The following is a 14,955-nucleotide window of genomic DNA, read 5'->3' on the forward strand; positions in this document are numbered from 1 at the left end:
AGGACAAGGACAGATGAGCAAAGAAGGCGCTAAAAACTGGTACGTTATCGATGGCTACTTACCTTACAAAGGCAAAATTGATAATGATTCACTTGAAGGACATGAAGCCATCATGATTTTGAATTGTCATGATACAGATGCTGAAATCTTCATGGACATTTTCTATGAAGACAGGGAGCCTGATACAGATATTAAGCTAACTGCATCAGCGAGAAGAGTTAAATGCATCCGAATGGATCATCCAGATGAAATTGGTGGTATCGCCCTAGATAGACAGCTACAATACTCTCTGCGATTTCGAAGCGATGTCGAGGTCATCATTCAGTATGGTCGAATGGACGTGGCCCAGCCTAATCTGGCGTATATCGGCATGATAGGGTATTCGGAATGAAAAATAACTCTAAGCTCAAGCGAGAATTTCCCCTACATCTTATGCTGATCCCAGGAGTCATTCTGTTACTTGTCTATAATTATTTTCCAATGGTTGGTGTTGCTTTCGCTTTTCAGAAGTTTATTCCGGCACAGGGCTTGTTCGGTTCCAAATGGGTAGGATTTGATAATTTTCGTTATTTATTGCAGCTGAATGATTTCTATCAGGTGCTCTGGAATACCTTCTATATCGCGACTATGAAGATTCTTGCAGGGCAAATTGTCCCTATATTCATAGCTCTACTATTGAACGAAATGAAAAAGGCATTTATTAAACGTGGCGTCCAAACTCTTATCTATTTGCCCCATTTTCTATCCTGGGTCATTCTCGGAGCTATTCTAGTTGATATCTTGTCTCCATCGGAAGGGATTATCAATCAAATACTCCAAACATTCGGTATAGATCCCATATACTTTCTGGGCAACAATAAGTGGTTCCCATATGTCATTATCATTTCTGATGTGTGGAAGGAATTTGGGTTTAGTACGATTGTATATTTGGCAGCTATTACAAGCATTAACCCGTCCTTATATGAAGCTGCAATTGTAGATGGCGCTGGACACACCAGACAGGCTTGGCATATTACATTGCCTGGTATGGTTCCAATCATTATATTGCTAGCAACTTTAAGCTTAGGTAGCGTGCTAAATGCGGGTTTCGATCAGGTGTTTAACTTATACAGCCCATCGGTTTACCAAAGTGGAGATATTTTGGATACCTTAATTTATCGAATAGGTCTAATTGATGCCCAATTTGGAGTAGCAACGGCAATCGGATTGTTCAAATCTGTTGTTTCGCTTGTACTCATATCTATCTCGTATATTATGGCTTATCGTCTTGCGAACTATCGTATTTTCTAATCTATCTATTGAAGTAAGATCAGCATTGTTTATCCTTGGCGAAAGGAGTGTATCCCATGCATCATATGTCTCTAAGTAGAAGAGTATTTGTCATTGCTAATTACAGCTTTCTAATAACGTTGTCCCTATTATGCTTGCTTCCATTGGTCCAAGTACTGGCCATTTCCTTTAGCTCCAGTCCAGCAGCATCAGCTGGTTTGGTAAAGCTACTGCCGGTAGATTTCAGCTTTGATTCCTATCAGTATATTTTGCAGAAAAAAGAGTTCATTAGCTCATTCAGTATAACCTTACAGCGTGTCGCCCTCGGATACACTGTCAATATCATACTAGCGCTCCTATGTGCTTATCCCTTATCGAGGGAAGTGAAGGACTTCAGAATGCGGACCTATTATGCCTGGTTTTTCGTATTCACGATTTTATTCGGTGGAGGTCTTATTCCGTCTTATATTGCAGTTAGTGAGACGGGGCTGCTGGATACGATCTGGGCTTTAATTATACCGGGTGCAGTGACTGTATTTAATGTCATTTTACTGCTTAACTTCTTCCGTGGATTGCCGAAGGAGATTGAAGAGTCGGCTTTCATGGATGGAGCGGGACATTTGACCGTTTTAATTAGAATGTACGTGCCCATGTCAATGCCCGTCATTGCAACGATATCCTTGTTTACGCTAGTTGGACATTGGAACTCCTGGTTCGATGGGCTAATTTATATGAATTTTCCTGAAAAATATCCGTTGTCTACTTATTTGCAGCTAATGGTCATTAATAGCAATCCAATGAAGCTGGATATTAACAATCTTAATGGCATGCTGCAAATATCTGAACGTACGACAAGGGCAGCACAAATCTTCTTAGGTGCCCTACCGATTCTCATTGTTTATCCATTTTTGCAGAAATATTTCGTTAAAGGAATCGTGTTGGGAAGCGTAAAAGGCTAAATAGCATAAATTTGGGGGAGACAGAGATGACAACCGCAAGCTATGAAAGATGGGTATGGATTGAACTAATCGGATTCGACAATACGAGAAGCGACTTTGGTGTAGCTGACTATTTGGAGACAATAGGGGTTATTCCGGATGGTATTTCGTTACTCTTGTTTACTCCAGACTTCGTGCATGCCCATAAAGGGATGGAGAAAGAGCAAGATCTGCCGATAGAGATGTGCTCCTATGCGGCGCGTCCCTATGGCAAGCTGCACGATAGACAGCAATGGACGAATTACCAGCTGCGGGGCTTGGTCAAGGAGCTACAAAGTAAAGGCATTGATATGTACTGCAGCTTTTTCAATTTGTTTCTGTTTCAGAATGAGGGGCAGGAAAAAGCGAGCGAATGGTGCGCCTCACATCCTGAGCTATATGAGATGAGAAAGTCGGGAGAAGCGTTTCCGGTCATTAATCCGTTAAAGCGATTTAAGGACGGTACGTATTATGAGGACAGATTTATTAGCGATCTGATGACCGTGATGAGAGATTACAATTTTGATGGCTATCACGGCGCAGATGGATACACGAGCCCGCGTCTTAGCTTGGCCGAGGCCGATTACTCCGACGATATGGTTGAACAGTTCGTAAAGCTCAGCGGCGTGGAATTGCCGGGAAATCTCCTTGCTGTGTGCGATAATAATCCACTCGAAATGGAAAAGCGGGGCGATTGGATCTGGAAGAATAAGCGGGTGGAGTGGATTCGCTTCTATGCTAACCGATGGGGGCAACTGTGGCAGAAGATCATGCCGGCGATCCATAATGAGGGCAAAAAGGCTGTTCTTAATTCAGTATGGACTAGAGATCCGTTCGAAGCCTTATATCGTTATGGTGTCGATTACCAGCTGCTTGCTGCGTCTGGGGTTGATGGATTCGTTATCGAATCCGTCGCTGCATCCCTTTCTGCGGGCGCTGGAGAAACCGAATATGGCGAGCCTGGATCTGAATTTATGGCCATGATTTTATTGATTAAAGCTTACGTACCTAATATGAAGCTCATTTGTTTAAATGCGATTCAGGATACCAACGAGCAGTGGGATGGAATTAATCACGTTCCAACGATAGTAGAAAGAGATATTTATGCTTTCTCTAATCTATATTTGCAAAATCGAGAGGGGATACAACGCTGTGCCTCAGGCTTTGTTGCTTGCTTAGGCGATGGCATCAGCAGGGACAGCTGGGATAAGATTCTGAAGCGTTGGGATTTGGGCTTCGACGGAGTGCCTGAACGGATTATCGGTGCTAGTTATGTCTGGTCAGACGAAGCTTTGAACCAAGCACTTAAAGAATATCCGACGACCCGTAACTGGTCTTCACATAAATTACTCACGGAGCTTATCGAACGAGGTGCGCCGCTTCACACAGCAATAAATGTGAATGATTTGTCGCAAACAAGTGGTGCGATATTTGTGAACAGTATTCATTTATTGCCAGATGAGGAGCTGGATAGCGTCCTCTCTTATCGGAATGGACCCTCTGTTCTAATTGGAAGCATGACTCAGCGGATTGCACAGGCATTGGCGAGCTTCGGCTTATCGATTGATTACGAGCCGAACCAGTTGTTTGGAGTAGCGCGTGATAATAATGGTGCCATTATTAAAGCTTTCGTTATGGAAGCTACAGAGCACCCTGTTATTGGAGAACAAGACGACCTAGCAGCAGTAAATGATGTGAAGTCATGGTTAGAGCCACTATATTTCAGTGACATATCCGAAGACTTCTTGGATGAATGTGTTCAGTCATTAAATGCTTACGCGGGAACACCCAAGGCATTAAGCAACGAACAATATATTCGTACAACCGTATTGGAGGTTAGTCCGGGACGTTGGCGGATTCTAATGCGAAATCTTCATATTAATTATAAGTCGGCACATCTTGATCTAGGTCGATCTATTTCGAAGATTACTGTTATGACAGAATTCCCGGGCATACCTATATTTCCTAAAGGGTCTGAGTTCAGTCTGTATGTACCCGGTCGGGGCATGGTTATCGTGGAAGTAGACTTCTCTGTAAATTAATAATTAATGAGGTGCGGTAAAAATGGGAAAACGCAAAAATAACAATCCAACTCCAACCGTTGCAGGGGAGTTTCCTATCGGTATTTTCGTTGAACCGACTCCATCGGCAACATCTTATGAAACCTATGCTGAAATTCGGTCCATGAATGCTAACTTTATCGTCGCTCAGCAGCTGACTACACCGGCTTCGACAGATTGGGCATTGGAGAAGGCATTGGCTAACAATATAAAAATATTGGTAACCGACACTGGAATACGCTGGATTCAGTCGGAATGGATAGCCCAGAACTCTGATGATGGAGAAGGAGTATCTCTTCATGAGGCTAGCTCCATAGGTCAAACATTCACAACACCAGATGTGGATGATTTAAGCCTTGCTATTATTTCTTTCAAGAAGCAAGGGGTATGGCCTGAAGGTAAGTCCGTGACTCTGAGCATCTACAATAATCTCAGGAAAGAAGCACTACTTGCAAGCTCAACGCTTACAGGTCCGATCGAAACAAATTATCCTGAGTTCCGATTAAATGTTATGCCCGTGGGGTTAAATACGCCTTATTATCCTGTGGAAGCCAATTCGTCGTATTATATGGAGCTAACGACGGATAGCAGCACAAATCTAGGCCCCTTCCTAACGAGTGCATCCAATGATTACATTGGCGGCCAAGCCTATGTGAATGGTTCTCCTGTGTCTTATGATCTTTATTTCCAAGTGACATTGAAAACGTCCCGAGGGGGTAGTATATCGGCTTTTTCCCAAACCGGAAGGCCATCCGATAATTACATCCAGCAGCTAGTTAATCATTACAAATCTCATCCTGCAGTTCTAGGCTATAACTTGATTGATGAACCGTTCGGTGAATTGTATCCGATGATGAAAGAAACGTCAGATAAGATTAAGGCACTTGATCCTGATCGTATGATCTACACCAATCATTACGCGTTGAATGAAGAGGGTGATCATTACTTTGCATTAGAGGGTACACCGCCAATGGGATACGAGGATTACTATAATAACTGGCTGGCTACGAATCCGGATATGTTCTCTTTTGACTATTATCCATTCAAGAAGGATGGATTTGATGACAAGCCTTATTATCAAACGTTGGAATTTTTCCGTGAGAAGAGTCTATTAAATGAGATTGATTTCTGGGCTTATATACAAAGCGTGGCCTATGATTATTTTCATATTATAGAGCCGAATGAGCATCAAATTAGATTTCAGATCTATTCCACATTAGCCTATGGAGCCAAAGGTTATGTGTATTGGACTTATGGCACACCTCCTACCTTGGAAAATGGGGAAGAAATGTGTCATGGGGCAATTATCTTAAAAGATGGTTCTAAGAATGCAACGTATGAAGCTGCAAAAGCAATTAATGGTGAAATACTCAAGCTCGGTAATGTGCTATTATCCCTTACTTCTAAAGAAGTTTATCACACAGGTCATTTGCCACCATCTACTAAACCTTTACCCTCCACTTTTTTCTGGCAGCTGACAGAGCTCGAATCTACAACGCCATTGATCATTTCTTATTTCGAGAATGATGTGGGTAGAAAATATGTCATGGTAGTTAGTAGGGATATGGATCATTCACAAGAGTTAACCTTTACTCTCTCAGGTGATCTGCAAGCTGTAAGTGAGGTGTGTAGAGCAACAGGAGAAGAAATAGAAGCCGGATACAATGCGGCAACTGGAACACTATCTGCGAGCTTTGCGCCTGGAGATGGCAGATTGTACGCGTTAAAATGATTCAGAGATAGAAGGATAAGAGGTGGGCAGGGATGTCTGACAATGATGTGTACGTGGAAGATATAGCAGCTGGCAACGAATTTCGAGAGCAGCAAAAGCTACAATTCGATGAGCTAGTAAATAACCTACGCATGGCTGCTCAAGAGAAAAGAAAATCGTTTTTTAAGCTGGATACTTCAAGTGTTTCCGCTTTTGAGAGGGACGCAGCTCAGAAGCGGGAGCAGCTTAAGAGCATGCTAGGGTGGCCGCTGCGGCTGAATAATGAAAATGAAACAAATGATAGTATCTTGGCAGCTCCGGCTGCCAAGGTCACTTATGTCGCAGAAGATAAGCTTGGTAGCATCTATCGAGTGGAGATTGAGGCTGGCTATGGGTTAACGACCTATGGCCTGCTTTTCATTCCGAAGAAGGAAGGGCCGCATCCTCTCGTCATTTCTCAGCATGGAGGATGGGGAACACCAGAGCTTTGTTCCGGGCTTAATGGAGACAACAACTATAACGACATGACTCGTAGAGTATTGAGGCAGGGGATGGCTGTTTTTGCACCGCAATTATTGCTATGGAATGCAGAGCTTCAAGGCCCCGAGTACCACAGACATCAGTATGATAACCAACTGAAGCAGCTAGGAAGCTCAATTGCCGCAGTAGAAATATTTAAAATCCAAAGAGCGCTTGATTACTTAATAGCTCGACCGGACATTGATGGCTCAAGGGTTGGAATGATTGGATTGTCATACGGCGGCTTTTATACGATGTTTACGGCTGCCATAGATACGAGAATTAAAGCGGCTTACTCCTCCTGTTTTATTAATAATCGCTTTGTAGCTGATTGGCAGGATTTTACCTGGTTTAATTCGGGGAACACATTTTTGGATGCTGAGGTGTGTACACTTATTGCCCCACGTTTCTTATATTTGGAAGTAGGGACTCGGGATGAAACCTTTCTCTATGAACATGCGGAGCCAGAGATCAATAAGGTTGCAGCGCATTATGAGCAATTAAACATAGGGCATCTTTTCCATGGTAAAGCTTTTGACGGAGGGCATGAGCTGGATACGAACAATGAGGGGATTGCCCTTTTCTGTAGCTTTCTCTTGAAAGCTTAAGAGCGCAACAGATGTCAATAAAGGCAACATTGGCAAATAGAACCGTTAATCAGGATGTCTTATACTCAATTAAGTAAGCGCTTACTTTGTGGCGGATTAATGATTCAGGAAGGGGGATTTGGACGAACTAGAGCTTAGATTGTGCAAGTCAAATCCTATTATGAGGTGACAATGAGATGTTAAGAAAAACATTGCTAGGTTTACTTGCACTCGTAATAACAGTAGGTATGTTAATTAGCCCTCAAGCCTATGCAAATCCAAATCCGACACCAACAGTTTCTGGGGAGTTTCCCATCGGTATCTTTTTCGAGCCGCCACCAGCTGATGTTACTGATGCCTCTTTCGCAGATATACGGGCAATGAACGCTAACTTTATTGTCGCTAGCAATCTGAATACAACGCCAGCCACAACGGATTGGGCTTTGGAGAAGGCGGCAGCTAATCATCTGAAATACTTGGTTACTGATACGGGGATTCGTTGGTATCGCTCGGAATGGATCTCTCAAAACTCTGATAACGGAGATGCACTTTACCTTCGCAATGATAAATCAATCGGTCAAACCTTCAAAACTCCTCCTCAAACGGATATGGCGATATGGAAGCTTTCTTTCAAGAAAAGTGGAGCATGGCCTTCTGGGACATCGGCTACAGTCCGTATATATAACGGCCCGGACAAAACAACACTTATTGGAAGCTCAACGCTTACGGGGCCAATCGTAACGAATTATCCCGAGTTTGTTATTAATGGTGCAGTGGTTGCGCCCAATACATCGTATTATATGGAACTGACTACAGATAGCACGACAAATTTAGGTCCGTTCTTAATGAGTAGCTCGGACACCTATGCAGATGGGCAGGCTTACTTAAATGGTTCACCGTTATCGAACGATATTTACTTTCAAATGACGTTACCTCGATCAGGTGGTGGCAATTGGAATGCTTTTTCACCAACGAACGACTTAACGGATGACTATATCGAGAAATACGTGAATCATTATAAATCCAATCCTGCCTTGTTGGGGTACAATCTGGTTGATGAGCCGTTTGCTGATGTGTTCCCCAAGCTGAAGTCTGTGTCAGATAAGATTAAGGCTATTGATCCGGATCATATGGTATACACGAATTTATACGGTGTGTGTGATAATTGCCAACATTATTATAGTGGCACTGATGATCCTGTAAACGGTGGCTATGAAAATTATGTTAACAGTTGGTTAGCTACCAACCCCGACATGATTTCCTTTGATGCATATCCTTATTTAACGACTGGGTTTGATGAAAAGCCTTATTATCAGTCCTTGGAGTATTTCCGTAAGCAATCCTTATTAAATGGAACAGATCTTTGGGCTTATATCCAAGCTATGTCTTATGATTATTTTAATATGACAGAGCCCAATGAGAGCCAACTGAAATTTCAAGTTTATTCTACTTTAGCCTATGGAGCGAAGGGGTATGTATACTTTACCTACCATACTCCTGCAGGCATGGATAACGGACTTATCTTACCGGATGGGACGAAAAATGATACCTATGAATATGCGAAGGCTGTTAACGGAGAGGTTCTGAAGTTAGGTTCAACGCTGCTATCACTTACATCTAAAGATGTGTATCATACCGGCGGGGTACCTCCGTTTGCAACTGCGCTGCCTTCGACATACTTCTGGCAACCACAAGCTAGTGCGCCAGCAATGCCGATGATTGTATCCCGTTTTGAGAATGATAATGGAAGACAATTCGTTATGATCGTTAATAAAGATTTGGAAAATTCGCATACCCAGTCCTTCACACTGTCAAATACACCAGTTTCGGTCAAAGAAGTATCTAAAACGACCGGATTGGAGGTTGCTACGAATTATAATGCGACAACGGGTGCTTTAAGCGCTGTTTTTGCACCAGGTGAAGGCAGACTTTATGCACTTGATGCATCGGGAGGCACGCTGACAGCGAACAATCACGTTGTTGAAGCAGCGGCTAACGCAGTAACGAATGGCATATTGTCTGCTAATGGCACTACCACAGCCTCTGTGTTCAGTATCGTAACGAATGGTGCCAAAGGAACAGCCGTTATCACGAACACAGCAACGGGAGCCTTTACCTATACGCCTAATCCAGGAGCGACTGGAGCAGATACCTTTACATTCAAAGTAAAGAACGGAACGATCAACTCCAATATAGCAACCGTAACGGTAAACATTGCATCGAATGTGCTTTCAACTACATTAACAGGAGCAAAAGCAGTCCAGCCAGGAAAGAAATTTACTGTTAAATATGGACTTAAAGGTGTAAATCAAAGTATCTATGCTCAGGATATTAAGGTGGATTATGATCCTGCTGTCATGGAGTTTGTATCTGCCCAATCAATTAAGGAGTCTGTTAAGCTCATTCGTACAGTTAAAAATCCAGGCGGTAAGCTTCGCTTTGTGATAGCGAGTGAGGGTGCTGGAAATGCGGTGACGGGGAATACGGAGGTCATTGAGCTTACCTTCAAGGCAAAGGAAACATCAATTGCAGCATCAGGCACTATAGCCATTACGAGTGCAATCCTCGGTGATGGTCAAGGGAATGAGATATCAGCAGCGGCATCATCCATTAGTGTATTTGTAGCCAATCTAGGTGATTTGAATTTGGATGGTAAAGTGACAGTTGGTGATTTAGCTATTGCAGCACTTAATTATGGTAAAACTATAAACAGCCCAGATTGGGAGCAAGTTAAGCTAGCCGATATGAACGGAGACGGGATAATTGATCATCAGGATGTCATTGAGATTTCTAAGAAAATAGCACCATAGGATTAAGCGAGGGCTGGCAGGGGTTAATTATACCTGCTTAGCCCTTTTTTCTTTATATTTGTTGGAAATTAACTTCTTAAACGGAGATATCACTAGACAAATGTTATTTTGTGACGTATATTTATGTTACAAACAAACATTATTATGTCTTATTAAAACATTAACTAAGGATGTGTTGCAGAATGGCTAAAGCAAGGTTAAACCGAATGTTCAGTGAGCAGGGTAAGTGCTTCGACGTGGCAATTGATCATGGATTTTTTAACGAGAACTCGTTTCTATCTAGTATTGAGAACATGAAGGAAGCTGTTAACACCATTGTTGATGCAAACCCAGATTGTATTCAGCTCAGCTTAGGGCAAGCAAAGCATCTGCAAGAAATTCCAGGAAAACAAAAGCCAGGACTGGTACTACGGACAGATGCGGCTAATATATACGGTGGAGTGCTTCCTAAGTTTCTGTTCAGCGAGCTTGTTCATAACGCCATTGAGCATGCGGTACGTCTTGATGCGGTAGCGGTGTGCGTTAACTTGTTGCTGTTGCCGAACCAGCCGGAGCTGCATCACCAATGCGTACGTAACGTTGCTCTTCTTAAGACAGAAGCGGAGAAATACGGCATGACTTTAATGGTAGAACCACTTGTTATGCTTCCTAACGATCAGAAGGGCGGCTACATGGTAGACGGAGACATTAACAAAATTATGCCTCTAGTACGTCAAGCAGTTGAGCTTGGAGCAGATGTTATCAAATCAGACCCATGTGACAATGTAGAAGAGTATCACCGTGTCATTGAAGTGGCTTCCGGTATTCCAGTTCTAGTTCGTGGTGGCGGACGGGCAAGCGATGAAGAGATCGTTGCACGTACAGTTGAATTGATGAAGCAAGGCGCTTCCGGTATCGTATATGGCCGTAACGTTATTCAGCATCCAAACCCTGCGGGAATGACTAAAGCTTTAATGCAGATCGTACATCACGGTGCTACTGAACAAGAAGCACTCGCTATTTTAGCTCAATAATAAGAGAAGGAGGAGAAAACGATGTCTAAAACAATCGTAAAATTTGGCGTCATCGGCTGTGGGCTGATGGGTAAGGAATTCGCAAGCGCTGCTGCACGTTGGTTACATCTATCACAGGTTAATTTTGAACCACAAATCATTGCTGTTTGTGATGCTGTTCCAGCTGCAATTGCTTGGTTCACGGATAACGTTAGTACGGTAAAATCAACTTATTCGGATTACAAGGAATTACTAGCTAACCCGGATGTCGATGCTATATATTGTGCGGTTCCTCATAACCTGCACGAACAGATTTATATTGATATTATAGAATCAGGCAAGCATTTGCTTGGAGAGAAGCCATTCGGAATCGATCAAGTGGCTAACGGCAAGATTTTAGCTGCGATGGAGAAAAACCCGAACGTTATCGTACGCTGCTCCTCCGAGTTTCCTTTTTACCCAGGTGCAAGTCAGCTCATTCAGTGGGTTCAAGAAAACAAGTTTGGTAAAATAATCGAAGTAGAAGCTGGCTTCTGGCATTCTAGCGATTTGGATCCAACAAAGACGATTAATTGGAAGAGACGTATCGCCACGAACGGTGAATATGGCTGTATGGGAGATTTGGGCATGCACGTGCTTCATCTGCCATTGCGTTTTGGTTGGAAGCCGGATAATGTTCGTTCCCTACTCTCCAAGATTGTTCCAGAGAGACCAGATGGTAAGGGTGAGCTCGTCCCTTGTGAAACATGGGATAATGCGATACTGGCAACAGAAGTGAAGACGGAAGATCAACAGTTCCCAATGATTCTTTCTACCAAAAGAATTGCTCCGGGTCATGCTAATACTTGGTTTATTCGTATCCAAGGTACTGAGATGTCCGCGGAATTTACAACTAAAAATCCTAAGCAGGTTGCATCACTCCCTTATACACCAGGTGCACAGCAGGCTTGGCACGTCGTGGATGCGCCTTATAAATCCGCATATGGTACTATTACTGGAGGTATCTTCGAATTTGGCTTCTCGGATTCTATTCTCCAAATGTGGGCAGCGTTCTGTGATGAGCTAGTTAACGGCAAAAATATGCAACAACCCTTTTATTGCGCGACTCCAGAAGAGGCAGCGGATAGCCATAAGCTATTCACAGCAGCACTGGAATCCAACCGGACAGGACAAACGATTAACATTGAATGGGGTGAATAGACTTGTCGCTTAACGGAGCGGAAGTGATTGTAGCTGGGCATATATGCCTTGATATCATCCCACATATCCCGGATAGAAAAGCAGGAATGGATGCATTACTCGTTCCTGGCAAATTGGTTGACATCGGGCAAGCTATTGTATCAACAGGAGGTGCGGTTTCCAATACGGGAATCGCGCTTCATCGCTTAGGCAATAATGCCAAGCTAATGGGTAAAGTCGGTAATGACTTATTCGGAAAAGCAATTATTGAAGTGCTAGAAGGTTATTCTAAGGCTTTGGCTGAAGGAATGATTATCGCGGATGGGGAAGCGAGCTCTTATAGCATCGTAATTAGCCCTCCGGGCGTTGATCGCATTTTCCTGCATTGCACAGGCACGAATGATACGTATTCGGTGCAGGATATCCCTTTTGAACAATTAGATGGTGCTAAATTATTTCATTTCGGATATCCGCCACTAATGCGTTGTATGTATGAGAATGAAGGTAAAGGGCTTGCGGATCTTCTTAGACAGGCGAAGGAGCGCGGTGTAACGGTATCGCTAGACTTGGCAAAGCCAGATCCGGAATCCCCTGCGGGACAAGCGGATTGGACAACGATACTTGCCGGAGCTCTTCCTTACGTTGACGTTTTCTTGCCTAGCTTTGAAGAGATTCTGTATATGCTCTATCCTGACATATATGATAGCTTTGTAGAAAAAACAGGATCTAACGATTTATTGCATCTTGCTGATGGTCCTATTCTCTCTAAAATTTCTGATGATTTGCTGGCAATGGGTGCAGCGGTGGTCGGATTAAAGCTCGGCGAACACGGCTTGTACGTTCGAACTACGTCTAACCCAGCTAGACTTGCTACTATGGGAAGATGTGCTCCAGATAAAGCAAACTTAGAACGCTGGCTAGATCGCGAACTGTTATCCACTTGCTATAAGGTTAAAGTTGCCGGAACAACGGGAGCGGGAGATTGCACGATTGCAGGTTTCTTAGCAGCTTTGCTAAGAGGCGTAGCACTCGAAGAAGCATTGCAATCGGCTGTTGGCGTTGGCGCCTTTAATGTGGAAAAATCAGATGCGACGAGCGGAGTGCCTACCTGGGATGAGGTACAAGCACGAGTAAAGCAGGGCTGGGACAAGCGGGAGTTATTGCTTGATCTGGTTGACTGGAAACCAACAGAAGATGGTCTTTGGACTGCACCCACACGATAGGAAGGGGATAATACGTTGAGAAGAAGCGAACTAAACCATGCTAAACAAAGAACAGCTGATATTTTTAACCAGGTAGGCATTCGTTTAACAGAAGAGGAAGCATCGAACATTGAGATTGCATGGTTCGGGTTAAATGACCTGGAGAAGCAGGGCTTGGAGCTTGTTACTTATGTGAATTCCGATCGTTATTGTGCTAAGGAGCTTGTACTATTCCCAAGACAAACCTGTCCGGAGCATCTGCATCCGCCAGTTGGTGCAGACCCAGGTAAACAAGAAACCTTTCGTTGCCGTGCAGGCAAGGTTTGGCTCTATGTAGAGGGAGAAGCGACCGCTAATATCCAAGCCATCGTCCCTGAAGGCAGTGAGCCTTACTATACCGTATTTCATGAGATCGAGCTGAATCCAGGAGAGCAATATACGATTAATCCTGGCATTAAGCATTGGTTCCAAGGTGGTCCTGAAGGCGCTGTTATTTCTGAATTCTCAAGCACTAGCCGTGATGAGAACGATATTTTTACCGATCCGGGAATCGAAAGAATGCCTACAATAACCGAAGATTAATAGGGGGAATCCAAGTGCTATTATATGGAAGAGAGTGGACGAGAAGACAGCTCGAAGCCCGAGTTGGACGAATTGAACAGCTTGCTGGCGTTCAACGCTTTACGCTTTCAGAAGGACCTGAATCTGGTGTAGAGCAAATTCGTGTGAGAACCGGCTCGGGATTATCCTTCCATGTCACACCTTCCAAAGGCTTGGATATCTCGCTTGCAGAATATGGGGGGTTTCCGATCAGCTGGCAATCCGTTAATGGAGATGCTCATCCGTCATTGTATGACGCTTCAGGAAGCGAATGGCTGCGAACGGCATCGGGTGGCTTACTGATGACCTGCGGATTAACACAGGTAGGTTCGGCTTGCGAGGACGCAGGTGAGAAGCTCGGCCTTCATGGTCGAGTTCATCACACCCCTGCCCGATCGGTATACGCTACTAGTCAATGGATTGATGATGAATACGAGATGACGGTGGGCGGAATAGTTGAAGAAGTATCGATATTCGGAGGCTGCCTACAATTAACGAGGAAAATCACAAGCAGATTAGGTCAGAACACGCTTTGGATTGAGGATGAGGTAAGGAATATTGGGTTCAAGCGGTGTCCTCATATGATTCTGTATCATTTTAATTTCGGATTTCCCTTAATGACGGAGCAAACCAAGGTGATTTTCAGTGGTGGTGAACCTCAAGCCCGTGAAGCTGGCGTACAGACCAGTGGTTATGGAGACTGGCAAGCCCCTGATCCCAATTGTGAGGAACGAGTGTTTTATCATTCCGCGGCCGAAGGTCGAGTCGAAATCGTAAATCCCGAGTTTCCAACACAAGCTGGACAATCCCCTATCAACGTAGCGTTATCTTGGTCAACGGACACACTGCCACGCCTTGTGCAATGGAAGATGCCGGGGGCAGGAACTCACGTGCTTGGTATTGAGCCTGCTAATTGTAGTGTTGGAGGTAGAGTAGCAGAACGAGAAGCGGGTACTCTTACGTATTTGGAGCCAGGGGAAACGAGAAGTTATAAGCTGGAGTTGAAAGTGCAGTAGCAATGTTGAGATAATAGAGAACATAGCTACTAG

Annotated in this window: 12 protein-coding genes; all 12 read left to right on the forward strand. The window is 43.9% G+C overall.

Features of this window, described 5'->3' with window-relative positions; genetic code table 11:
* Positions 1-13: 13 nt before the first annotated feature.
* Positions 14-391 (forward strand): sensory rhodopsin transducer, encoded by a 378-nt coding sequence (locus tag KCTCHS21_RS11285; protein WP_130607762.1) that lies wholly within the window; start codon positions 14-16, stop codon positions 389-391.
* The gene (locus KCTCHS21_RS11290; protein ID WP_130607764.1) at positions 388-1,290 is read left to right on the forward strand and encodes an ABC transporter permease; all 903 of its coding nucleotides are present in this window, start codon (positions 388-390) and stop codon (positions 1,288-1,290) included. Before KCTCHS21_RS11285 ends, KCTCHS21_RS11290 begins: the two co-directional genes overlap by 4 nt.
* A 56-nt stretch (positions 1,291-1,346) precedes the next feature.
* Positions 1,347-2,228: a carbohydrate ABC transporter permease gene (locus KCTCHS21_RS11295; RefSeq protein WP_130607766.1), complete on the forward strand. Its 882-nt coding sequence runs from the start codon at positions 1,347-1,349 to the stop codon at positions 2,226-2,228.
* A gap of 26 nt (positions 2,229-2,254) precedes the next feature.
* The gene (locus KCTCHS21_RS11300) at positions 2,255-4,288 is read left to right on the forward strand and encodes a hypothetical protein (RefSeq protein ID WP_130607768.1); all 2,034 of its coding nucleotides are present in this window, start codon (positions 2,255-2,257) and stop codon (positions 4,286-4,288) included.
* Between the two features lie 22 nt (positions 4,289-4,310).
* Complete coding sequence (locus KCTCHS21_RS11305; RefSeq protein ID WP_130607770.1) at positions 4,311-6,038, forward strand: glycoside hydrolase 5 family protein; 1,728 nt, start codon at positions 4,311-4,313, stop codon at positions 6,036-6,038.
* A gap of 32 nt (positions 6,039-6,070) precedes the next feature.
* Complete coding sequence (locus KCTCHS21_RS11310; protein ID WP_130607773.1) at positions 6,071-7,144, forward strand: alpha/beta hydrolase family protein; 1,074 nt, start codon at positions 6,071-6,073, stop codon at positions 7,142-7,144.
* 176 nt (positions 7,145-7,320) lie between these two features.
* The gene (locus KCTCHS21_RS11315) at positions 7,321-9,933 is read left to right on the forward strand and encodes a cohesin domain-containing protein (protein ID WP_130607775.1); all 2,613 of its coding nucleotides are present in this window, start codon (positions 7,321-7,323) and stop codon (positions 9,931-9,933) included.
* Between the two features lie 182 nt (positions 9,934-10,115).
* Entirely contained in the window at positions 10,116-10,946 is an 831-nt protein-coding gene (locus KCTCHS21_RS11320) for a class I fructose-bisphosphate aldolase (protein WP_130607777.1), read from the forward strand.
* A 21-nt stretch (positions 10,947-10,967) separates the two neighbouring features.
* Positions 10,968-12,125 carry a Gfo/Idh/MocA family protein gene (locus KCTCHS21_RS11325; RefSeq protein WP_130607779.1) on the forward strand — a complete coding sequence of 386 codons (1,158 nt, stop codon included), beginning with the start codon at positions 10,968-10,970 and terminating at the stop codon, positions 12,123-12,125.
* Positions 12,126-12,127: 2 nt separating this feature from the next.
* The gene (locus KCTCHS21_RS11330) at positions 12,128-13,327 is read left to right on the forward strand and encodes a carbohydrate kinase family protein (protein ID WP_130607780.1); all 1,200 of its coding nucleotides are present in this window, start codon (positions 12,128-12,130) and stop codon (positions 13,325-13,327) included.
* A 15-nt stretch (positions 13,328-13,342) separates the two neighbouring features.
* Positions 13,343-13,888 carry a D-lyxose/D-mannose family sugar isomerase gene (locus KCTCHS21_RS11335; protein WP_130607782.1) on the forward strand — a complete coding sequence of 182 codons (546 nt, stop codon included), beginning with the start codon at positions 13,343-13,345 and terminating at the stop codon, positions 13,886-13,888.
* 14 nt (positions 13,889-13,902) lie between these two features.
* Complete coding sequence (locus tag KCTCHS21_RS11340) at positions 13,903-14,922, forward strand: aldose 1-epimerase family protein (RefSeq protein WP_130607784.1); 1,020 nt, start codon at positions 13,903-13,905, stop codon at positions 14,920-14,922.
* The last annotated feature ends 33 nt before the right edge of the window (positions 14,923-14,955 follow it).

Source organism: Cohnella abietis (assembly GCF_004295585.1).
GTDB classification, from domain to species: domain Bacteria; phylum Bacillota; class Bacilli; order Paenibacillales; family Paenibacillaceae; genus Cohnella; species Cohnella abietis.